Origin of the sequence: Ideonella aquatica, assembly GCF_018069755.1 — a bacterium.
Classification (GTDB): domain Bacteria; phylum Pseudomonadota; class Gammaproteobacteria; order Burkholderiales; family Burkholderiaceae_C; genus Ideonella; species Ideonella aquatica.
In genome coordinates, this window is the sequence record NZ_JAGQDE010000005.1 from 99,859 (window position 1) to 120,937 (window position 21,079).

A 21,079-nucleotide genomic window follows, 5' to 3' on the forward strand; every position below is an offset into this window, starting at 1 on the left:
ACGTGATGCGCCTGTCCCTGACGTCCCAACCGGCCTCGGCCGGCCTGCGCTGGTTCAAGGCCGGCTTCCAGGAGCTGCTGCGCCAGCCGCTGGCCTACGCCGGCTTGTTCGCAACCTTCATGCTGGCGGTGTTGCTGGTCAGTGTCGTGCCGCTGGTCGGCGGGCCGCTGCTGATGATGTCGATGCCGCTGTTGAGCCTGGCCTTCGTGATGGCCGCCGCCGGCACCCGGCGCGGTGTGCCGGTGCGGGTGGCGGTGCTGCTGGCGCCGTGGCGCAGCGGACCGGTGCAGCAGCGCCGCCGCCTGTTCCAGCTGTGCCTGAGCTACGCCGTGGCGCTGACCCTGCTGCTGTGGCTGGCCGGGCTGGTCGACGGCGGCCAGTTCGACCGCTGGCTGGAGCTGACGGCCAAGGGCGAGACCGGCAGCCCCGAGTGGGAGAACCTGTCCGCCGATCCCGCGGTGCGTGATGGCCTGCTGTTCCGCCTGGTCAGCGGCAGCCTGCTGTCGATGCTGTACTGGCACGCGCCCCCGCTGGTGCAGTGGGCCGACCAGGGGGTGGCGCAGGCACTGTTCTCCAGCGTGATGGCGCTGTGGCGCTCGCTGGGCGCCTTCATCGTCTACAACCTGTGCTGGCTGGCGGCCGGCCTGGGCCTGATGCTGCTGCAGCTGGCCGTGCCGGCCATGGGCATCCTGACGCTGCCGGCCTGGCTGCTGCTGTCGACGGCGTTCTACGCCTCGCTCTACGCCAGTTTCGTCGACAGCTTCGCGGCGGTCTCGCCGGACTGACGCTCCAGCGCGATCCAGTGCACCAGGCCGCGCTGGCGCGCCTGGGCGAACTCGTGGGTCAGCAGGGCCCGCTCCTCGTCACCCCGGGCGCTGAGCTTGATCAGCCGCACCGCCCGGTCACGACCGTCCGCGCGTGCGGCATAGACCGCCAGTTCCACCCGGGCCAGAGCCCGCTCCCAGTCGACCGGCGCGGGCTCTCCGTCCAGCGGAAAGGCCACCACGCCCACGGATGCGGTCACGGGCAGGCTCAGTCCGCCATGAACGAGTGCGGTGTCGCCCACGGCCGCCAGCAGGCGCTGCGCCAGCAGGTCGAGTGCCTCGGGCGCGGTCTCGTCCAGCAACACCAGGAAACTGGAATCCGACCAGCGGCACAGGCGGTCGGCATCGCGCACGGCATCACGCAGACGGCAGGCCAGCCCGGCCAGCGCCGCCTGGGCGGCTGCGGTCCCCAGGCGCTCGGACAGCCGTGCCCAGTGGTCGATGTCAACCATCACCAGGCTGCCACGCAGGCCAGACGGTGACTGGGCCTGCTGCAGGGCCTGGGCCAGCAGTTGACGGCGGTGCGGCAAGCCGGTGTGTGGATCGCGTCGACGGCGCCAGCGCGACCACCACGGGGTGCGGTCGGTCCGGGGCTCGGTGCCTTGAGCACCACGCAGGCGCACCACCAGCAAGCCCAGCATCGCCGCCATCGCCAGCAGCGAGCCGCCGATCAGCCACTGCACCCGGCGCAACCACTGCTGGCTCTCCAGCCGGGCGGTGGCCAGCAGGTTCTCGGCGCGCAGGCGGTCCAGGTCGAGGTGTTCGGCCTCCTGGTCGCGGCGCTGGCGCAGCTCACGCAGCGCCGCAGCACGGTTGGCCTCATCCTGCGCCTCGGTCAGGCGGCGCTCACGGTGCAACCAGGCCAGGGCCTGCGCATGCTCGCCCACCGCATGCAGCGCGTCGCCGCCCTGACGCAAGGCCTCGCGCAGCGCGCCCTGCGCGCCTTGCCTCTCCCACAGCTGTGCGGCGGCGCTCAGCTCGGATTGCCCCGCCTTGACCTGTCCCTGCGCCAGGTGGGCCAGGCCCAAATTGAACTGCAGCAGCGGGTCCAGGCGGCGGTCATCGAAGCGGCGCACCACCGGCAAGGCCTGCTCGATCGCGGCCACAGCCTCCCGCGTTCGGCCGCCGCGGCCCAGCAGGTCGGCCCGGTTGGCCTGCACCAGGGCACCCAGGCGCGGCAGATCGTGGGGGCGCAGCGTCTCCAGCGCCAGATCGAGGGCACGCAGCGCGGCCGCCGCGTCACCACGACGGTCTTCGACCCGCGCGCGGTTGAGCAGCACGCGCACCATGGCTTCGGGGCGGTCGTCGCGCACGGCCAGTCGCTGGGCCTGCGCCAGCTGCTCACGCGCCAGCTCCGACTCGCCCAGGCGCTGCGAGGCCACGGCCGCCGCCGCCATCGACCAGGCCTGCAGGTAAGCATCGCCCGCCTGGTCGGCCACGTCGGCGGCCCGCAACTGCAGGCTGCGGGCCTCGATCCACAGGCCCTGGGACTCGGCCCTCAGGGCGCGCAGGCGCAACAGGCGCCACCAGGTGGGCAGATCGCAAGCGGCCAGTTGCACCGGCGCACACACGGCGGCGTAGGCCTGCTCAGCCTCGCCGGCCGGGGCCTCGACGTCCTGCACGCGGCCCTCTCGCTCGGCCCGTACGGCCTCGATCAGGCGGGCATCGGCACGCGCCAGCGAGGCCTGCGGACCGCTCCAGCCGCGCAATTCGGCCAGCGCCTCGTCCGCCGTGGGCTCGACATGCCCGGCCGCCGCCACCACGCCCCGGGTGCGCCACCAGTGCCGGCGCCAGTCATCGGCCGCGGACGGCGGTCGCAGCGCAGCCAGCCGGGCCAGCACGCGCTCAGGCGCCTCGTAGCCTTCCTGCTCCCAGACCGACCAGTGGGGATCGGGCTGCGCCTGCGCGGGCAAGCCCGACAGCAGCAGCAGTGCGGTCAGGACCACCGAAGGCCCCGCTCCTTGTGCGGCGCGCAGCGGCTTCATCCGGCAGCCTTGCGCGGCCCGGTCAGGTGCTGCAGCTCAAGCAGGCCGCGCTCGCAGGCCTGGTCCAGCGCCTCCAGGTCCGGCACGCCGTCACGGAAGACGCCGGGCGGCGCCCCCAGCAGGCCGCAGGCCCGGTTGCGACCACCCTGGCGGGCCCGCCGCAGCATGGCGTCGGCCAGCGTGATCGCACGCGAGCCGTCCAGCGCCGGCCCGCCACCGCTCAAGGGCAGGCGCAGAAAGCCCACCGACGCCGTGACCGTGACCGACTCGCCGCCCACCGTCATCGGCACCGCCGCCAGCACGCCCAGCAGGCGCGTGACCAGACCCACCGGGTCGGCGTCGGGGCCGGGGGGCGCCAGCACCAGGAATTCCTCGCCGCCCCAGCGCAGCACCAGATCGGGTTCACGGGTGGCGGCGCGCAGGCGCCGTGCCACCTCGACCAGCACCTGGTCCCCGGCGGCCGGGCCGAGGCGGTCGTTGACCGACTTGAAGTGATCGAGGTCGAGCAGGCACAACAGGCCCGCGATGGGCGCGTCCAGAGGCGGCATCAGGCGCCGGTTGCCCAGACCGGTCAGCGGGTCAATCGCGCTGTCCAGGTGCACCGGCGCCACAGCACCACCCCGGGCGATTTGCGTGCTGCGCAGGCGGTGGTAGATGAGCGCCGCCAGGGTGGCCAGCACGCCGGCAGCGCCGGTCATCAGCAGCCAGAAGCGATCGCTCAGCTCGCGGCCACGCCACTGGGCCTCCATGAGCTGGTTGTCGGCGATCAGGCGGGCGCGTTCGTCGCGCCGTCGGTCGGCCTCGAAGGCCTCCTGCAACTCCACCAACTGGGTCTGGCGGGTGCGGCGAGCCACCTCGTCGGCCAATTGACGGTGCTCGCGCAGCGCATCGTAGGCATCGGCCAGGTGACCGCTGCGCTCCAGGTACAGGCCCAACTCAACCAGTGAATCGGCGGCGCTGACGATGTCGTCGGCGCGCAGGTCAGCCTCGATCGAGGCGCGCACACGCCGCACACCCTCTTCCTTGCGCTGAAGCGCGATCAGGGCCAGGCCGGCGTTGACCTGGGCCAGACCCTCGGCCACGGCGTTGCGGGTGCGCCGGGCCATGGGCAGCGCGCGCTCGGCCACGGCCAGGGCCTTGGCGGCCTGGTCGTGGCGCAGGTGGTAGTCACTCAGGTTGGCCAGGCAGTGGGCCTCGTCGCTGGTGGCCTCGGCGTCACGCGCCAGCGCCAGCGCCTGCTCCATCGCCTGCAGTTCCTCGTCGCTGTGGCCCAGGTCTCCCAACTGCATGGCCTGGACGGTCAGAGCGTGCGACTGCGCCAGCTGGTCGCCGTGCTGGCGGGCCAGCTGCAGCGCCTGGACCTGCATGGTGCGGGCAGCGTCGCGCTGACCAGCGCGCCACAGCACATCGGACAAGGTGGTGCGTAGCTCGCTGCGCCGCCAGCTCGGTCCGCTCTGGTCGGCATCGCGGATGGCGACCTGCAGCGTGCGCGCCGCCTCGTCGTAGCGGCCCTGGCCCTGCAGCACCAGCGCATGCAACTGGGCACAGCTCTGCCGCAGGCCAGGGGCGCGGGAGGCCGCCAGCGCCGGTGCGGCCTGCTGCAGCAGCGCGTCAGCGCGCCCCAGCGTGCCGGTCTTGCGTTGCCGGGCTGCGCGCAGGCAGATGCTCAGTGCGCCGGCATCGCGCAGCAGCGCCGGGTCCTGGGTGCCGGCCGCCGCCGCGTCGATGCGCGTGACCACCAGGTCGGTGGCGCGCAGGTCACCGCGCCACAAATGGGCTTCGGCCAGCACACGCTGACCTTCCAGCCACTCGGGCCGCTCGGTGGGCAGGCCTTCGAGCGCCTGCTGCAGGTCGGCCACCACTTGTTCGGGATCGGCCCAGGCGCGCTGCTCCCAGCGCTGCAGCGTGGCGGTGTCCAGCGCGGCCCACGCGGTGCCGCCGACCAGCGGCGCCACCCAGGGCAACAGGCTGCGCAGGAACCGCCAGCAGGTCATTCGACGGGCGTCAGCTTGGCCACGCTCAGCGCCAGCCACTTCAGGCCGTGGCGCCCGAAGCGCACCTGGGCACGGGCATCGTCGCCAGCGCCTTCGAGCGTGACGATCACGCCTTCGCCGAACTTGGTATGGAACACGCCCTGCCCCACCCTCAGGCCATGCCCGGCGGCCTTGGCCTGGGCCTCGGCCATGGCGCGCGGCAACGGGACCGGCGGCGGTGCCGGCACGGCACGCCCGGCACCCACCATCGAGCCCAGGCCGCTGCCGCGCTGCCAGGCCTGCTGGTAGTCGCGGGCAAAGCCCGAGCCGAAGCCCTGGTGGCGCGGCGTCAGCCACTTCAGCGCCTCCTCGGGCAGTTCATCGAGGAAGCGGCTCTTGACGTTGTAGCGGGTCTGGCCATGCAGCATGCGGGTCTGGCTGTAACTGATGTACAGGCGCTGACGCGCCCGGGTGATGGCCACATACATCAGGCGCCGCTCCTCTTCCAGACCGTCGGCATCGGCGGCCGAGTTCTCGTGCGGAAACAGGCCTTCCTCCAGACCAGTGATGAACACCGCGTCGAACTCCAGGCCCTTGGCCGAGTGCACGGTCATCAGCTGCACCGCATCCTGACCCGCCTGGGCCTGGTTGTCACCGGCCTCCAGCGCCGCATGGGTGAGGAAAGCCGCCAGCGGCGACATGATTTCGCCGGTCTCGGCATCGGGCGTCAGATCGACCGCTGCCACGGCCTCGGGTTCGCCCGGCTTGGGCGCGGCGATCTGCCCGGGGCCGTGCTCGTCCACCGGCAGCGCCACCGCGTCCTTGCCAAATCCTTCCTGGGTGACGAAGGCCTCGGCGGCGTTGACCAGTTCCTCGAGGTTCTCGATGCGCTCGGCGCCTTCCTTCTCGGTGCGGTAGAAGTCAACCAGGCCCGAGCGCTGCAGCATGTGCTCGATGATCTCGCGCAGCGTCAGGCCCAGGGTGGCGTTGCGCATGCTGTCGACCAGCGCATTGAAGGCGATCAGGTTGGCGCCGCCCTTGCCGCCCACCGCGCCCACGCTCTGCCACAGGCTGCGGCCACTCTGGCGGGCGGCGTCCTGCAGCTGCTCCAGCGTGCGCGCGCCGATGCCGCGCGTGGGGAAGTTCACCACCCGCAGGTAGCTGGTGTCGTCGTGGCAGTTCTCGATCAGGCGCAGGTAGGCCAGCGCATGCTTGATCTCGGCGCGCTCGAAGAAGCGCAGGCCGCCATAGACGCGGTACGGAATGCCGGCATTGAAGAGCGCCGACTCGATCACCCGGCTTTGCGCATTGCTGCGGTAGAGCACCGCGATCTCGCGCCGCGCCAGGCCCTGGCGGTGCAGTTGCTGGGCCTCCTCGAGCAGCCACTGGGCCTCGTTGAAGTCGCTGGCGTTTTCCTGCACCCGCACCGGCTCGCCGTGGCCCGCCTCGGTGCGCAGGGTCTTGCCCAGCCGGCGGCTGTTGTGGGCAATCAGCGCATTGGCGGCGTCCAGGATGTGGCCGCTGGAGCGGTAGTTGGTCTCCAGCTTGATCAGGTGCTCCACCTTGAACTCGCGCTCGAAGTCGGCCATGTTGCCGACCTGCGCACCACGGAAGGCGTAGATGCTCTGGTCATCGTCGCCCACCGCCAGCACCGCGGCGCCAGGGCCGGCGAACATCTTCAGCCAGGCGTACTGCAACCGGTTGGTGTCCTGGAACTCGTCGACCAGGATGTGGCGAAAGCGCCGGCGGTAGTGCTCGCGCAGCAGCGCGTCGTCGCGCATCAGCTCGTAGGTGCGCAGCATCAGCTCGGCAAAATCAACCACGCCCTCGCGCTGGCACTGGTCCTCGTAGGCCTGGTAGACCTGCACCAGCGTCTGCGTCTGGCCGTCACGGACCGGCACGTCCTTGGGGCGCTGGCCGTTCTCTTTGGCGTCGGCAATGAACCAGGCCACTTGCTTGGGCACGAAGCGCTCTTCATCGAGCTGCATCGCCTTGACGACGCGCTTGACCGCGCTGAGCTGGTCACCGCTGTCCAGGATCTGGAAGCTCTGCGGCAGGCCGGCGGCCTTCCAGTGGGCGCGCAGGAAGCGGTTGCACAGACCATGGAAAGTGCCGATCCACAGGCCGCGCACATTCACGGGCAGCATCGCGCCCAGCCGCGTGAGCATTTCCTTGGCAGCCTTGTTGGTGAAGGTCACCGCCATCACCCCACCCGGCGAGACCCGCCCGGTCTGCAGCAGCCAGGCGATGCGGGTGGTCAGCACGCGCGTCTTGCCCGAGCCGGCACCGGCCAGGATCAGCGCAGGCGCGTCAGGCAGCGTGACGGCAGCCAGTTGCTCGGGGTTGAGACCGCGCAGCAGCCCCTGGGCGTCGGGGCGTGCAGACGCCTCGGAAGAGTCCGAAAAAACCATCGCCGGATTGTAGGGATGCGCGGGCACCTCTAGAATCGGCCACCGGGCCCAAATTCTGGCGCCCGGTTTTTTGTGTCCGCTTCGCGTCATTTCTGATCGCGGCCCCCAGCGGCCAGGTGACCGGCCCCCAGGTCAAGCGCTCGCAGCCCTTGGCCGACGCACTGCCTTCAACGCGTCGGCGCCTTCACTGGAGCTTCGAGATGGAAATTTTCGACTACGACAACATCCTGCTGCTGCCGCGCCAATGCCGCGTGGAAAGCCGCTCTGAGTGCGACACCGGCATCGACTTCGGCGGTCGCCGCTTCAAGCTGCCGGTGGTGCCGGCCAACATGAAGACGGTGGTCGACGAGCGCATCACCGAGTACCTGGCCGCCAACGGCTATTTCTACGTGATGCACCGCTTCGACCTGGACAATGTGGCCTATGCCAGGGCGATGCGCGACAAGGGTCTGTATGTGTCGATCAGCAGCGGCGTCAAGCAGGCCGACCGCGACGTGATCGACCGCCTGGCGGCCGAGGGCGTGGGGGCCGACTACATCACGATCGACATCGCCCATGGCCACGCCGAGAGCGTGCGCCAGATGATTGACTACATCAAGCAGCGCCTGCCCCAGACGTTCATCATCGCCGGCAACGTGGGCACGCCCGAGGCGGTGATCGACCTGGAGAACTGGGGGGCCGACGCCACCAAGGTGGGCATCGGCCCGGGCAAGGTGTGCATCACCCGGCTGAAGACCGGCTTCGGCACCGGCGGCTGGCAGCTCTCGGCGCTGAAGTGGTGCGCCCGCGTGGCCACCAAGCCGATCATCGCCGACGGCGGCATCCGCCACCATGGCGACATCGCCAAGAGCGTGCGCTTCGGCGCCAGCATGGTGATGGTGGGCTCGCTGTTCGCGGGCCACGAGGAGTCACCGGGCAAGACGGTGGAGGTCGACGGCCAGCTCTACAAGGAGTACTTCGGCTCGGCTTCAGACTTCAACAAGGGCGAGTACAAGCACGTCGAGGGCAAGCGCATCCTCGAGCCGGTCAAGGGCCAACTGGCCGACACGCTGCGCGAGATGCGCGAGGACCTGCAAAGCAGCATCAGCTACGCGGGTGGGCGGCAACTGGGCGACCTGCGCCGCGTCAACTACGTGATCCTGGGTGGTGAGAACGCCGGGGAACACCTGTTGATGTAAGCGCCCTGGGCGATCCGGCGAAGCCTTGATTGGCAGCCAAAGATGCCGATAAGCCTCCGATGAAGTGGCCGATCCAGTCGATCCGGGGCACGGTGCTGCTGGGCATCGTGGCCGGCGTGCTGCTGCCAGCCTTGCTGCTGCTGGCGCTGGACCAATGGCAGTCGCGCGATGCCTTGCGCCAGCAGGCCCAGCGTGACCGCTCGGCCACCCTGACGCTGGCCGCCACCCGGCTGACGCTGCCGGCCTGGTCGCTGGACGTGCCCGGGCTGCATGCGATCCAGGGTGAGCTCTTGAGACTGCCGGCGGTGTGCGTGGTCGAGGTCTCCGAGCTGCAGCCTTCGGGCACCGAGGGCCATGGCGTGCCACCGATGGTGCGCGAGCAGGGCTGCCAGGCCGACACGGTCGCCGCCTGGCTGGACACCGCGCTGACCTACGAGGGCCAGCACGTGGGCCGCCTGCGCGTGGGTTTCGATGACAGCGAGATCGAACGGCAGCTGGCCCAGCGCCGTGCCTCGCTGGCCACGCTGGTGGCGATCCAGGTGCTGGTGGGCATGGCGGTGCTGGCGGCGGTGCTGTCGGCCCGGCTGCTGCGGCCGATCGGCCGCCTCAAGGCACAGGCCGGGCAACTGGCCGCGCGCGAACCGCTGCCACCGCAGGACTGGGCCACCAACGACGAACTGGGCCAGCTTGGCCAGCACCTGAACACGGTGCATGCGAAGATCCGCAGCCTGATCGAGGAGCTGGAGGGCAAGAACGAGCAGCTCCACCGCATGGCCATGTTCGACCACCTGACAGGCCTGCCCAACCGCACGCTGATGCGCGAGCTGTTTGCCCGCGAGGCGGCGCGGGCGCGCCGGGTGGACGGTCAACTGGGGCTGATGTTCATCGACCTGGACCATTTCAAGCAGATCAACGACCGCTGGGGCCATGCTGCCGGCGACGAGCTGCTGGTGCACGCCGCCGCTCGCATCCGCTCGGCCCTGCGCGAATCGGACCTGGTCTGCCGGGTCAGTGGCGACGAGTTCATGGCCCTGTTCGACACCCAGCGCGACAGCCAGACCGCCGAGCTGGCTGCACAGCGGGTGGTGGCCGCGCTGGCCCAGCCGCTGCACCTGCCCGCGGCCGATGAGCCGGTGCGGGTGGGCGCCAGCATCGGCTATGCAATGTTCCCGCACGATGGTGAGGACTTCGAGGCGCTGTGCCGGGCCGCCGATGTGGCGATGTACCGCAGCAAGGAGCAGGGCCGCGGCCGCGGCACCGCCTACCATGCCGACATGGACGCGCTGCTGCGCCAGCGGATGAACCTGGAGCGCGCGCTGCGCAGCGCGATCGAGGAGCAGCAACTGCGCCTGCACTACCAGCCGGTGGTCGACGCGCGCACCGCTCAGGTGGTCGGTGGCGAGGCGCTGGTGCGCTGGCAGCATCCCGAGCGCGGGCTGCTGATGCCCGACGCCTTCATTGGCGTGGCGGAGAGCTCGGGGCTGGTGCGCCCGCTGGGCGCCTGGGTGCTGCGCGCGGCGGCGGCCCAACTCGCGCGCTGGCATGCCATGGGCCTGGGCGGCCTGCAGATCTCGATCAATGTGTCGGCGCTGCAACTGCGCGAACCCGAGTTCGTCGAGTCGGTGCGCGCCGAGATCGACCGCTACGGACTGCGGCCGGGCAGCCTGACGCTGGAGCTGACCGAGAGCACGCTGCTGGACGACAGCGAAGGCGCGCTGCGCGCCGTGGCCGCGCTGCGCCAGAGCGGCGTGATGCTGGCGGTGGACGACTTCGGCACCGGCTACTCGTCCCTGGCGGCGCTGAAGCTGGTGCGCCCGGACCGACTGAAGATCGACCGCGGCTTCGTGCACGACCTGCCGGCCGCCGCCGATGACGCGGCACTGATCGAGGCCATGTTCGGCATGGCGCGGGCGCTGGACATCGAGGTCATCGCCGAAGGCGTGGAAACCCCGGCGCAGCGCGACTGGCTGGCGATGCGCGGCGGCCACCTGCAGCAGGGCTGGCTGTGGTCCAAGGCCGTGCCGCCCGACGACTTCGTGGCGGCTGTCGAGCAGCACCGCCGCGCAGCTAAGCGATGACGGCGCTGACCTCGATTTCCACCTTCGCCCGGTCCTCGATCAGGCCCGCCACCTGCACCGCGGTCATCGCGATGCCGAATTCTCGACCCAGCACCTCGCGGTAGGCGCGGCCGATGTCGGCGGCGCGGGCCAGGTAGTCGCGCTTGTCGGTCAGGTACCAGGTCATGCGGCAGATGTGCTGGGGGCCGGCACCGGCCTCAGCCAGCACGGCGCGCACGTTGAGCAGCGCCTGGCGCACCTGGTCGACCAGGTCGTCGCTCTCGAAGACGCTGTCGCTGTTCCAGCCGATCTGACCCGCCACGAACACCATGCGGCCGCTGGCGGCCACGCCATTGGCATAGCCCTTGGGCGCGGCCCAGCCGGCGGGTTGCAGCACCTGTTTGCTCATTCGGTGTCCTTCAGCTTGAAGCGTTGCAGCTTGCCGGTCTGGGTGCGCGGCAGGCTGGGGCGGAACTCCACGGCCCGCGGGTACTTGTAGGGGGCGATCGACTGCTTGACATGGTCCTGCAGCGCCTGCGCCATTGCGGCGCTCTCGGCCTGGCCCGGCCGCAGCACCACATAGGCCTTGACGATCTGGCCGCGCTCCTCGTCGGGCACGCCGATCACTGCGCACTCGGCCACCGCCGGGTGGGCCATCAGGGCCTCCTCCACCTCGGGGCTGGCGATGTTGTAGCCAGCCGAGATGATCATGTCGTCGGTGCGCGCCTGGTAGACAAAGTAGCCGTCGGCATCCATCAGGTAGGCGTCGCCGGTCAGGTTCCAGCCGTCCTTCACATAGCCGGCCTGACGCGCGTCGTCCAGGTAGCGGCAGCCGGTGGGGCCCTGCACCGCCAGTTTGCCCACGGTACCCGGCGGGCACTCGCGGCCGGACTCGTCGATCACCTTGGCTCGGTAGCCGGGTATCGCCCGGCCGGTGGCGCCGGGGCGGCTGTGCGCCTCGTCGGCCGAGATGAAGATGTGCAGCAGCTCGGTGGCGCCGATGCCGTCGATCAGCTCGATGCCGGTGACCTCCTTCCACTGCGCGCGGGTGGTGGCGGGCAGCGCCTCGCCGGCCGAGACGCACTGTCGCAGCGGCGTCTTGCGCAGTTCGGTGCCGCGTGCGGCCAGCGTGCGGTAGGAGGTGGGGGCGGTGAACAGCGTGGTGGCGCCGAACTCCTTGATGCCGTCGAGCAGTTGGGGCGGACCGGCCTTGTCCAGCAGCACGGTGCTGGCGCCCACCGTCATCGGGAACAGCAAGAGGCCGCCCAGCCCGAAGGTGAAGGCCAGCGGCGGGCTGCCGATGAACACATCGTCGGGCTGCGGCCGCAGGATGTGGCGCGGGAAGCAGGCGCAGGTGGCCATCACGTCGCGGTGGAAATGCATGGTCGCCTTGGGCACGCCGGTGGTGCCCGAGGTGAAGGCGAAGATGCAGCAGTCATCCGCCGCGGTGTCGACGTTGTCGAAGCGGCCGCTGTGGCGCGCCATGGCGGCTTCCAATCCATCCGGACCCGCATCGTTGAAGTGGCGCACGGCGCGCAGCACCGGCACCTCGGGCCGTGCCAGCGCCAGCTCCTCGGCCAGCGCGGCGTCGCACAGCGCGTGGGTGACCTGGCCCTTGTCGATGATCGCCTTGAGCTCCTTGGCGCGCAGCAGTGGCATCGTCGCCACCGCGATGCCACCGGCCTTGATGACACCGAACCAGCAGGCCGCCAGCATCGGGTTGTTCGGTGCGCGCAGCAGCACGCGGTTGCCACTGACCAGGCCCATGTCCTGGACCAGCACCTGGGCAATGCGGTTGGCCTGGTCCTGCAGTTGGGCATAGGTCCAGACCAGGCCGCCCGGCGCGCGGATCACCACCCGATCGCCCCGCCCGTCGGCGACGTGGCGATCCAGCAGCTCGGTGGCGCAGTTCAGGCGCTCGGGAAACTGCAGCTCGGGCAACTCGAACAGGAACTCGGGCTGCGCCTCGGGTGCCGGCAGATGGTCGCGCGCGAAGCTGTCGATCAGGCCACTGCGGATCATGCCGACACCTCCTTGAGCAGTTCGCGGGCGATGATCAGCTGCTGCACCTCGGTCGCGCCTTCATAGATGCGCAGCGCGCGGACCTCTCGGTAGAGGCGCTCCACCGGCTGCTCACTGACCACACCCAGGCCGCCCCACAGCTGCACTGCGGCGTCGATCACCTGCTGGGCGCCTTCGGTGGCCACCATCTTGGCCATCGCCGCCTCGCTGGTGACGTTGCGGCCCTGGTCGCGCTGCCAGGCGGCGCGGTAGGTCAGCAGCGCGGCCGAGTCGAGGGTGGTGGCCATCTGCGCCAGCTTGGCCTGGGTCAGCTGAAAGTCGGCCAGCACGCCGCCAAACATCTGGCGCGTGGTGGCGCGCGTCAGGCCCTCTTGAAGCGCGCGGCGGCAGAAGCCCAGCGCGGCCGCCGCCACCGAGGTGCGAAAGACATCCAGCGTGCGCATGGCCACCTTGAAACCCTCGCCGGGCGCGCCGATGCGCGCACTGGCCGGCACGCGGCAGCTGCTGAAACGCAGCCGTGCCAGCGGGTGCGGCGCGATCACGTCGATGCGCTCGGCGATCTCGAAGCCCGGTGTGCCGGCCGGCACGATGAAGACGCTGATGCCGCGTGCGCCAGGCGCTTCACCCGTGCGCGCGAACACCACATAGACATCGGCGATACCCCCGTTGCTGATCCAGGTCTTCTCGCCGTCGAGCACATAGTGGTCGCCGTCCACCCGCGCGGCGCAGGCCATGGCCGCCACGTCGGAGCCGGCCTCGGGCTCGGACAGCGCGAAGGCGCTGATCGCCTGGCCCGCCGCCACCTTCGGCAGCCAATCCGCGCGCTGCTGCGGCGTGCCGGCCAGGCTGATCGCGCCCGAGCCCAGGCCCTGCATGGCAAAGGCGAAGTCCGCCAGGCCGCTGTGGCGCGCCAGGGTCTCGCGGATCAGGCAGATGCTGCGGGTGTCGATCACGTCGGCCGCGCCGCCGCAGGCGCGGCCACCCACCGCGTGGCGCAGCCAGCCGGCCGCGCCCAGCGACTTCACCAGCGCGCGGCATTCGGCGTCGACGTCCGGGCCGTGCGCGTGCGGCACGTGGGCCGTGGCCCAGGCATCCAGCTCGTTCGCCAGCGCGCGGTGATGGTCCTCGAAGAAGGGCCAGTCGAGGTGGCTGAGGTGATTCATCTCAGTTCCCCTGGAAGACCGGCTTTTGCTTCGCCGCAAAGGCCTCGTAGGCGCGACGGAAGTCGTTGGTCAGCATGCACAGCGCCTGCGCCTGGGCCTCGGCCTCGATCGCCTGGTCCACCGTCATCGCCCACTCCTGATGCAGCATGGTCTTGGTGATGCCGTTGGCGAAGGTAGGGCCCTCGCAGAGGCTGGCGGCCAGCGTCCGGGCCTCGGCCAGCAGCACCTCGGGGGCCACCAGGCGATTCAGCCAGCCCCAGCGCTCGCCCTCCTCGCCGCCCAGCGCGCGGCCGCTGTAGAGCAGCTCGCTGGCGCGGCCCTGGCCGATCAGGCGCGGCAGGATGGCGCAGGCGCCCATGTCGCAGCCGGCCAGGCCCACCCGGTTGAACAGGAAGGCGGTCTTGCTGCGCGCAGTGCCCAGGCGCAGGTCGGAGGCCATCGCCATGATGGCGCCGGCACCGGCGCACACACCATCGAGTGCGGCGACGATCGGCTGCGGGCAGGCGCGCATCGCCGCCACCAGGTCGCCGGTCATGCGCGTGAACATCAGCAGCTCGGGCGCGGCCAGGCGGACCAGCGGGCCGATGATCTCGTGCACATCGCCGCCCGAGCAGAAGTTGTCGCCCGCGCCCACCAGCACCACGGCGTGGATGTCGCTGGCGTACTTGAGCGCGCGAAACAGGTCGCGCAGCTCGGCGTAGCTCTCGAAGGTCAGCGGGTTCTTGCGCTCGGGGCGGTCCAGCGTGATCGTGGCCACGGCGCCTTGCACGTCCCAGCGGAAGTGGGTGGCCTGGTAACCGGCCAGCGCGCGGCGGTTGCCTGCGAGCAGACCGGGATCGATGTCGGTGGATGTCGTGTTGCTCATGATGCCTCTCTCACATGACCTCGCCGCCGCTGACGGAAATGCATTGACCGGTGATCGCGGCCGCCCCCTCGCCCAGCAGCCAGCGCACCGCATCGGCCACCTGCTCAGGCTGGACGATGCGGCGCTGCGGGTTGCTGGCCGCGAACTCGGCCATCGCCTGCTCGGGTGTGCGGCCAGTCTTGGCCACCACGTTGGCCACGCTCTCCAGCAGGATGTCGGTCTCGGTGTAGCCCGGACACACTGCGTTGACGGTGATGCCGGTGGCTGCCAGCTCCAGCGCCAGCGAGCGCGTCAGCCCCACCACGCCGTGCTTGGCGGCCACATAGGCGGCCACGTACGCATAGCCACGCTGGCCGGCGGTGCTGGCGATGTTGACGATGCGCCCCTGGCCAGCGCCGCGCAGGTCGGCCAGCGCGGCGCGGCTGCACAGGAAGGTCCCGGTCAGGTTGACCGCCAGCATGCGCTGCCACAGCTCGGTGCTGGTGCGGTGCAGCGGCGCGCTCTCGGCCTGGCCGGCATTGTTGACCAGGCCCCAGACCGGGCCTAGCGCGGCGCGGGCGCTGTCAAAGGCCACCTGCACCTGCACCTCGTCGGCCACATCGGCGGCGGCGCAATGGTGCCTGCCCGGCAAGGTGGCGGCCAGCGTCTGCAGCGCCTCCAGCCGACGACCCAGCAGCGTCAGGCGGTGGCCATCGGCTGCCAGCACGCGCGCGATGGCCGCGCCGATGCCGCGCGCCGCGCCGGTGACCACGATGTGCTGCGTCATCACTTCACCGCCTGCTGCGCCGCCCGCTGTGCCAGCGCTTCCATCTGCGACTTGCCCGACACCAGCTGCTTGGGCCAGGCGATCGGCGTGTGGCCGATGCGCGCCGCCTCGGCCAGCGTCCAGGCCGGGTTGGCCAGGTGCGGGCGGCCCACAGCGCACAGGTCGGCGCGGCCGGCAGCGATGATCGAGTTGACGTGGTCGGCCTCGCTGATCGCGCCCACCGCCATCGTCGCGATGCCCGCTTCCTGGCGGATGCGGTCGGCAAACGGCGTCTGGTACATGCGGCCGTAGGTGGGCTTCTGCTCGGGCGAGACCTGGCCGGAGGACACGTCGATCAGGTCGGCGCCGGCCGCCTTGAAGGCGCGCGCCACCTCCACCGCATCGGCCGGCGTGAGGCCGCCATCCACCCAGTCGTGGGCCGAGATGCGCACCGACATCGGCCGGTCGGCCGGCCAGGCGCCGCGCACCGCGGCGCACACCTCCAGCGGATAGCGCAGCCGGTTCTCAAGTGAGCCCCCGTACTCGTCCTCGCGGTGGTTGGTCAGTGGCGAGATGAAGCTGGACAGCAGGTAGCCGTGCGCGCAGTGCAGCTCCAGCCAGTCGAAGCCAGCCTCGGCGGCGCGGCCGGCGGCGGCGATGAAGTCGGTCTTGACGCGGTCCATGTCGGCGCGGCTCATCGCCCGGGGCACCTGCCCGCCCGCCAGATAGGGGCGCGCGCTGGCGGCCAGCAGACCCCAGTTGCCGTCGGGCAGCGCCTGGTCCATGCCGCCGCCCTGCCAGGGCACGCAGGTGGATCCCTTGGGGCCGGCGTGGCCGATCTGCACGCCGATCGCGGCATCGCTGTTCGCATGCACCCACTGCACGATGCGGCCCCAGGCCTGCGCCTGGGTGTCGTTCCACAGGCCCGGGCAGCCGGGGGTGATGCGCGCCTCGGGGCTGGTGCAGGTCATCTCGGCCATCACCAGCGCGGCGCCGCCCAGCGCGCGGGCACCCAGGTGGACCAGGTGGTAGTCGCCCACCACGCCGTCTGCCGCGCTGTACTGCGCCATGGGCGACACCACCACGCGGTTCTTCAGCCGCAGATCACGCACGCGCAGCGGCGTGAACATCGGCGGCACGGGCTTGCCCGCTGGCGCCTGCAAGGCCATGGGCTGCGCGGCACCGCCGGCCAGTGCGGCCTGCGCGCGCTGGGCAAACCAGCGCTCGTAGCCCTCCAGCCAGGCGGCGTCGCGCAGGCGCAGGTTCTCGTGGCTGATACGCTGGCTGCGGGTCAGCATCGAGTACATGAACTGCTCGGGCTCGAGCTGGTCGCAGTAGCGCGCGCCGCAGACCTCGAACCACTCCATCGCGTTCCAGGCGGCGTTCTGGATGCGCAGGGTCTCGATGCTGCGCGCCGCCTGGTAGCAGGCCAGCACCTCGCCCAGGCGGGCGGGCTCGTCGCCCAGCAGCTTGAACTGCTGCACCAGCTCGATCGCGTCCTCCAGCGCCAGCTTGGTGCCCGAGCCGATCGCGAAGTGCGCGGTGTGCACCGCGTCGCCCATCAGCACCACATGGCTGCCGTGGGCGTTCTTCAGCCACCACTGCTCGCAGACCACGCGCTGGAAGTTCAGCCAGGCCGAGCCGCGCAGGTGGCGCGCGTTGGTCATCAGCTTCTCGCCCTGCAAGGTGTTGGCAAACAGGCGCTCGCAGAAGGCGATCGAGTCGGCCTGATCGGCCTGGTCCAGGCCGTGCGCCAGCCAGACCTGCTCCGGGCATTCGACGATGAAGGTGGTGGTGCTCTCGTCGAACTTGTAGATGTGGGCCTGGAACCAACCGTGCTCGGTGCGCTGGAAGTCGAAGGTGAAGGCGTCGTACAGGCGCTGGGTGCCCAGCCAAATGTAGCGGTTGGGGCGGGTGACGATGTCGGGCCGGAAGGTCTGGGCGTACTGCATGCGCACACGGGAGTTGATGCCGTCGCTGGCGATCACCAGGTCGGCGTCGGGGTATTGGAGGTCGGACTCGGCATCGGTCTCGAACACCAGCTCCACCCCCAGCGCCTCGCAGCGCGCCTGCAGGATGTTGAGCAACTTCTTGCGGCCGATGCCCACGAAGCCATGGCCGCCCGAGCGGATCGTGCGGCCCTTGAACAGCAGCTCGATGTCGTCCCAGTGGTTGAAAGCCTGCTGGATCTGGTCGGCAGTCACCGCATCCCACTCGCGCATGCGGTCCATGGTGGCGTCCGAGAACACCACGCCCCAGCCAAAGGTGTCGTAGGGCCGGTTGCGCTCGATCACCTGGATCTGGTGCGCCGGGTTGAGCTGCTTCATGAGCAGCGCGAAGTACAGGCCGGCCGGGCCGCCACCGATGCAGACGATCTTCATGCGCTCGTTCCTCCGGGGATTCGGGTTTTAGTTTAGTCCTAAAGCTTGAGAACTGAAGTAAATTGAAACCCTGAGAGGAACGCCGCGATGAAGAACCCCGCCCTCGACGATCACCAGATCGGTCTGGAAGCCCGCGCCGACGCCGACGATCACCTGGCGGTGCGCACCTGGCTGCGCCTGCTGTCGCTGACCACCCAGGTCGAGCAGGAGATTCGCACCCGGCTGCGCGAGCGCTTTGGCACCACGCTGGCGCGCTTCGACTACCTGGCCCAGCTGGAACGCCACGCCGACGGCCTGCGCATGAGCGCGCTGTCACGCTTCCTGATGGTCACCGGCGGCAACGTCACCGGCCTGACCACCCAGCTCGAGGCCGAAGGCCTGGTCGAGCGCCAGCCCGACCCGGACGATGGCCGCTCCTGGCGCGTACGACTGAGCGAGCAGGGCCGGCGCGAGTTCGCCGCCATGGCCACCGAGCACGAGGCCTGGGTGCGCGAGCTGTTCGATGGCGTTCCACCACGAGACCAGCAGCGCCTGTATGAGTTGCTGGGCCAGATGCGACACCATCTGGCACGCCCCGCGTGATCGTCGGAAATGACCGACACCGCGCCCCCCCAAATTGCCTGACCGTGCCGCCCCCATGAGCCTGATCGACATCTCGCCCACCGTCCATGCCGACGCGCCGATCTTCCCCGGCGATGAGCCCTACGCGCTGCGCTGGACCGCCCGCCTGGGCCCCGGCTGCCCGGTCAACCTGAGCGCGCTGACGCTGTCGCCGCACATCGGCGCCCATGCCGATGCGCCACTGCACTACGCCAGCGAGGCGCCCCCGATCGACCAGGTGCCACTGGACGCCTACATCGGCCCCTGCCGCGTGATCCATGCCATCGGCTGCGGGCCGCTGATCACCATCGATCACCTGCGGCACGCCGAGGCCGACCTGCCGCCGCGCGTGCTGGTGCGCACCTGCCAGCAGGCCGACACGACCTGGAACCCCCTCTTCAGCGCCTACGCCCCCGAGACCCTGCAGTGGCTGGCCGAGCGGGGCGTGCGTCTGGTGGGCATCGACACACCTTCGGTGGACCCGGCGGACAGCAAGACCCTGGACGCCCACCAGATCCTGCGCCGGCACGACCTGCGCGTGCTGGAGAACCTGGTGCTCGATGCCGTGCCCGCCGGTGACTACGAGCTGATCGCCCTGCCCTTGAAGCTGGCCGGTGCCTGCGCCTCGCCGGTGCGTGCCGTGCTGCGCCCCCTGTGACCCTGGAGACCTGCCGATGACCGAACCGATCACCCGCGCCGATTGCGCCGCACGCGACGCCGCCGACCCGCTGGCGCCGCTGCGCGCCCAGTTCGCGCTGCCCGAGGGCGTCAACTACCTGGACGGCAACTCGCTGGGCGTGCTGCCCGTCACCACCGCCGCGCGCGTGCAGCAAGTGGTGACCGAAGAGTGGGGCAGCGGCCTGATCCGCAGCTGGAACACCGCCGGCTGGATCACGCTGCCACAGCGCGTGGGCGACAAGATCGGTCGCCTGGTGGGGGCGAAGCCCGGCGAGCTGGTGGTGGCCGATTCCACCTCGGTCAACCTGTTCAAGGTGCTCAGTGCCGCGGCGCAGATCGCCCGTGCCGACGACCCGGCGCGCGCGGTGATCGTCTCCGAGCGCAGCAACTTCCCCACCGACCTGTACATCGCCGAGTCGGTGGCCGCGCAGCACGGCATGACGCTGGAGCTGATGGACATCGACGCCATCCCCGCCCGCCTGGGCGCCGATGTGGCGGTGCTGATGCTCACCCAGGTCAACTACCGCAGCGGCCGCATGGCCGACATGGCCGCTGTCACCGCCCAGGCCCACGCCGCGGGTGCACTGATGCTGTGGGACCTGGCGCACTCGGCCGGCGCGGTGCCGGTGGACCTCAACGCTGCCAACGCCGACTTTGCGGTGGGTTGCGGCTACAAGTACCTCAACGGCGGCCCCGGCGCCCCCGCCTTCTGCTGGGTGCACCCACGCCACGCCGAGCGCTTCTGGCAGCCGCTGTCGGGCTGGATGGGCCATGCGGCGCCGTTCGTCTTCGAGCCCGGCTACCGGCCCGCGCCGGGCATCGGCCGCTTTCTGTGCGGCACGCCGCCGGTGGTGGCGATGAGCGCGCTGGAGTGCGGCGTTGACACCCTGCTGGCCGCCGAGCCGCTGGGCGGCATGGCGGCGCTGCGCGCCAAGTCGCTGGCGCTGTCCGAGCTGTTCATGGCGCTGGTCGGCCAGCGCCTGGCCGGCAGCGGTCTGACGATCCACACGCCGCTGGACGCGGCGCAGCGCGGCAGCCAGGTCTCGCTGGGCGTGCCGGCCGACGGCAGCATCGACGGCTATGCGGTGATGCAGGCGCTGATCGCCCGCGGCGTGATTGGCGACTACCGCGCCGGTGATGGCACGGCCGCCGAGCCGCACCTGCTGCGCTTTGGTTTCACCCCCCTCTACACCCGGTTTGTCGATGTCTTTGACGCGATCGACACCCTGGTCGACATCCTGGCCAGCGGCCAGTGGCGCCAGCCCCACTTCATGCACAAGGGAGCCGTGACATGAGCTGTCCCTACCACAGCGAACCGGCCGCGCCGCGCGGCGAAGGCATCGTCGCCACCGAGGGCGCGCAGCTCGATTTCGCCGGTGACATGAGCTACGGGGACTACCTGCAGCTCGACGCGGTGCTGAACGCGCAAAAGCCGCTCTCGCCCGACCACAACGAGATGCTCTTCATCGTCCAGCACCAGACCTCGGAGCTGTGGATGAAGTTGATGCTGCACGAGCTGCGCGCGGCCGTGGCCGCGATCGGCCGCGACGAGCTACCGCCGGCCTTCAAGATGCTGGCCCGGGTCTCGAAGATCATGGAACAGCTGGTCCACGCCTGGGATGTGCTGGCCACGATGACGCCGCCTGAGTACTCGGCGATCCGCCCCTACCTGGGCCATTCCAGCGGCTTCCAGAGCTGGCAGTACCGCTGCATCGAGTTCTCGCTGGGCAACAAGAACGCGGCCATGCTCAAGCCACACGCCCATCGGCCGGACCTGCTGGCGATCGTCGACACCGCCTGGCGGGCGCCCGGTCTGTACGACGAGGCCCTGCGTCTGATCGCTCGGCGCGGCATCCTGGTGCCGGCCAGCCATCTGGAGCGCGACTGGACCCTGCCCTACAGTCCCTCAGAGGAGGTGCAGCAGGCCTGGCTGACGGTCTACCGCGACCCGTCCGCCCACTGGGACCTGTACCAGCTGGGCGAGGAGCTGACCGACCTGGAGGACGCCTTCCGCCTGTGGCGCTTCCGCCACCTCACCACGGTGGAGCGGGTGATCGGCTTCAAGCGCGGCACCGGCGGCACCGGCGGCATCAGCTACCTGCGCCAGATGCTGGACACCGTGCTGTTCCCGGAAATCTGGCGCTTGCGCACCGAGCTGTGATCGCGCACCCGGACAGGGACTGAAATCAGGCGCTGA

At 70.5% G+C, this 21,079-nt stretch carries 16 protein-coding genes; 7 read left to right on the top strand and 9 right to left on the bottom strand.

What is annotated here, in order from left to right:
* The first annotated feature begins 5 nt into the window (after nt 1-5).
* Complete coding sequence (locus tag KAK06_RS07885) at nt 6-785, top strand: BPSS1780 family membrane protein (protein WP_210801393.1); 780 nt, start codon at nt 6-8, stop codon at nt 783-785.
* Here the strand turns inward: KAK06_RS07885 and KAK06_RS07890 are convergent.
* The 3 genes from KAK06_RS07890 to KAK06_RS07900 are packed head-to-tail and all read right to left on the bottom strand — an operon-like array spanning nt 740 to nt 7,193.
* On the bottom strand, nt 740-2,770 hold the full coding sequence (locus tag KAK06_RS07890) for a GGDEF domain-containing protein (RefSeq protein ID WP_210801394.1): 2,031 nt from the start codon (nt 2,768-2,770) through the stop codon (nt 740-742). The genes KAK06_RS07885 and KAK06_RS07890 overlap by 46 nt on opposite strands.
* A 35-nt stretch (nt 2,771-2,805) precedes the next feature.
* A complete protein-coding gene (locus KAK06_RS24545) occupies nt 2,806-4,803 on the bottom strand; it encodes a diguanylate cyclase (RefSeq protein ID WP_310741056.1) in 1,998 nt (665 codons plus the stop codon).
* A complete protein-coding gene (locus KAK06_RS07900) occupies nt 4,800-7,193 on the bottom strand; it encodes a UvrD-helicase domain-containing protein (protein ID WP_210801395.1) in 2,394 nt (797 codons plus the stop codon). Before KAK06_RS07900 ends, KAK06_RS24545 begins: the two co-directional genes overlap by 4 nt.
* Nucleotides 7,194-7,393: 200 nt before the next feature.
* Between KAK06_RS07900 and KAK06_RS07905 the strand changes: the two genes are divergently transcribed.
* Together KAK06_RS07905 and KAK06_RS07910 are read left to right on the top strand one after the other, a co-directional pair.
* The gene (locus tag KAK06_RS07905) at nt 7,394-8,371 is read left to right on the top strand and encodes a GMP reductase (RefSeq protein WP_210801396.1); all 978 of its coding nucleotides are present in this window, start codon (nt 7,394-7,396) and stop codon (nt 8,369-8,371) included.
* Between the two features lie 59 nt (nt 8,372-8,430).
* Nucleotides 8,431-10,449, top strand: coding sequence for a putative bifunctional diguanylate cyclase/phosphodiesterase (locus KAK06_RS07910; RefSeq protein WP_210801397.1), 2,019 nt, complete (start codon nt 8,431-8,433; stop codon nt 10,447-10,449).
* Here KAK06_RS07910 and KAK06_RS07915 read toward each other — a convergent pair.
* The 6 genes from KAK06_RS07915 to KAK06_RS07940 are packed head-to-tail and all read right to left on the bottom strand — an operon-like array spanning nt 10,439 to nt 17,604.
* Complete coding sequence (locus KAK06_RS07915; RefSeq protein WP_210801398.1) at nt 10,439-10,837, bottom strand: RidA family protein; 399 nt, start codon at nt 10,835-10,837, stop codon at nt 10,439-10,441. The genes KAK06_RS07910 and KAK06_RS07915 overlap by 11 nt on opposite strands.
* Entirely contained in the window at nt 10,834-12,450 is a 1,617-nt protein-coding gene (locus tag KAK06_RS07920; protein WP_210801399.1) for an AMP-binding protein, read from the bottom strand. The genes KAK06_RS07915 and KAK06_RS07920 overlap by 4 nt, the downstream gene beginning before the upstream one ends.
* Nucleotides 12,447-13,613: an acyl-CoA dehydrogenase family protein gene (locus KAK06_RS07925; RefSeq protein ID WP_210801400.1), complete on the bottom strand. Its 1,167-nt coding sequence runs from the start codon at nt 13,611-13,613 to the stop codon at nt 12,447-12,449. Before KAK06_RS07925 ends, KAK06_RS07920 begins: the two co-directional genes overlap by 4 nt.
* A gap of 1 nt (nt 13,614) precedes the next feature.
* Nucleotides 13,615-14,478: an enoyl-CoA hydratase family protein gene (locus KAK06_RS07930; protein WP_210801401.1), complete on the bottom strand. Its 864-nt coding sequence runs from the start codon at nt 14,476-14,478 to the stop codon at nt 13,615-13,617.
* A gap of 10 nt (nt 14,479-14,488) precedes the next feature.
* Nucleotides 14,489-15,244: an SDR family NAD(P)-dependent oxidoreductase gene (locus KAK06_RS07935; RefSeq protein WP_210801402.1), complete on the bottom strand. Its 756-nt coding sequence runs from the start codon at nt 15,242-15,244 to the stop codon at nt 14,489-14,491.
* Nucleotides 15,244-17,604: a bifunctional salicylyl-CoA 5-hydroxylase/oxidoreductase gene (locus KAK06_RS07940; protein WP_210801403.1), complete on the bottom strand. Its 2,361-nt coding sequence runs from the start codon at nt 17,602-17,604 to the stop codon at nt 15,244-15,246. The genes KAK06_RS07935 and KAK06_RS07940 overlap by 1 nt, the downstream gene beginning before the upstream one ends.
* Nucleotides 17,605-17,691: 87 nt before the next feature.
* On the opposite strand from KAK06_RS07940, the gene KAK06_RS07945 reads away from it, so the two are divergent.
* From KAK06_RS07945 to kynA, 4 genes are read left to right on the top strand one after another with little or no spacing between them, the layout of a single operon-like run.
* The gene (locus tag KAK06_RS07945) at nt 17,692-18,186 is read left to right on the top strand and encodes a MarR family winged helix-turn-helix transcriptional regulator (protein WP_210801404.1); all 495 of its coding nucleotides are present in this window, start codon (nt 17,692-17,694) and stop codon (nt 18,184-18,186) included.
* Nucleotides 18,187-18,241: 55 nt separating this feature from the next.
* Complete coding sequence (gene kynB, locus KAK06_RS07950) at nt 18,242-18,862, top strand: arylformamidase (protein ID WP_210801405.1); 621 nt, start codon at nt 18,242-18,244, stop codon at nt 18,860-18,862.
* A 16-nt stretch (nt 18,863-18,878) separates the two neighbouring features.
* Nucleotides 18,879-20,177, top strand: coding sequence for a kynureninase (gene kynU / locus KAK06_RS07955; RefSeq protein ID WP_210801406.1), 1,299 nt, complete (start codon nt 18,879-18,881; stop codon nt 20,175-20,177).
* Nucleotides 20,174-21,043, top strand: a complete 870-nt coding sequence (gene kynA, locus KAK06_RS07960) for a tryptophan 2,3-dioxygenase (RefSeq protein WP_210801407.1) — start codon at nt 20,174-20,176, stop codon at nt 21,041-21,043. Before kynU ends, kynA begins: the two co-directional genes overlap by 4 nt.
* Nucleotides 21,044-21,079: the final 36 nt, after the last annotated feature.

Coding starts and splice junctions, on each gene's coding strand:
- KAK06_RS07885 (WP_210801393.1), top strand. CDS start 6: ATGCGCCTGTCCCTGACGTCCCAACCGGCCTCGGCCGGCCTGCGCTGG.
- KAK06_RS24545 (WP_310741056.1), bottom strand. CDS start 4,803: ATGACCTGCTGGCGGTTCCTGCGCAGCCTGTTGCCCTGGGTGGCGCCG.
- KAK06_RS07900 (WP_210801395.1), bottom strand. CDS start 7,193: ATGGTTTTTTCGGACTCTTCCGAGGCGTCTGCACGCCCCGACGCCCAG.
- KAK06_RS07905 (WP_210801396.1), top strand. CDS start 7,394: ATGGAAATTTTCGACTACGACAACATCCTGCTGCTGCCGCGCCAATGC.
- KAK06_RS07910 (WP_210801397.1), top strand. CDS start 8,431: ATGAAGTGGCCGATCCAGTCGATCCGGGGCACGGTGCTGCTGGGCATC.
- KAK06_RS07915 (WP_210801398.1), bottom strand. CDS start 10,837: ATGAGCAAACAGGTGCTGCAACCCGCCGGCTGGGCCGCGCCCAAGGGC.
- KAK06_RS07920 (WP_210801399.1), bottom strand. CDS start 12,450: ATGATCCGCAGTGGCCTGATCGACAGCTTCGCGCGCGACCATCTGCCG.
- KAK06_RS07925 (WP_210801400.1), bottom strand. CDS start 13,613: ATGAATCACCTCAGCCACCTCGACTGGCCCTTCTTCGAGGACCATCAC.
- KAK06_RS07930 (WP_210801401.1), bottom strand. CDS start 14,478: ATGAGCAACACGACATCCACCGACATCGATCCCGGTCTGCTCGCAGGC.
- KAK06_RS07935 (WP_210801402.1), bottom strand. CDS start 15,244: ATGACGCAGCACATCGTGGTCACCGGCGCGGCGCGCGGCATCGGCGCG.
- KAK06_RS07940 (WP_210801403.1), bottom strand. CDS start 17,604: ATGAAGATCGTCTGCATCGGTGGCGGCCCGGCCGGCCTGTACTTCGCG.
- KAK06_RS07945 (WP_210801404.1), top strand. CDS start 17,692: ATGAAGAACCCCGCCCTCGACGATCACCAGATCGGTCTGGAAGCCCGC.
- kynB (WP_210801405.1), top strand. CDS start 18,242: ATGAGCCTGATCGACATCTCGCCCACCGTCCATGCCGACGCGCCGATC.
- kynU (WP_210801406.1), top strand. CDS start 18,879: ATGACCGAACCGATCACCCGCGCCGATTGCGCCGCACGCGACGCCGCC.
- kynA (WP_210801407.1), top strand. CDS start 20,174: ATGAGCTGTCCCTACCACAGCGAACCGGCCGCGCCGCGCGGCGAAGGC.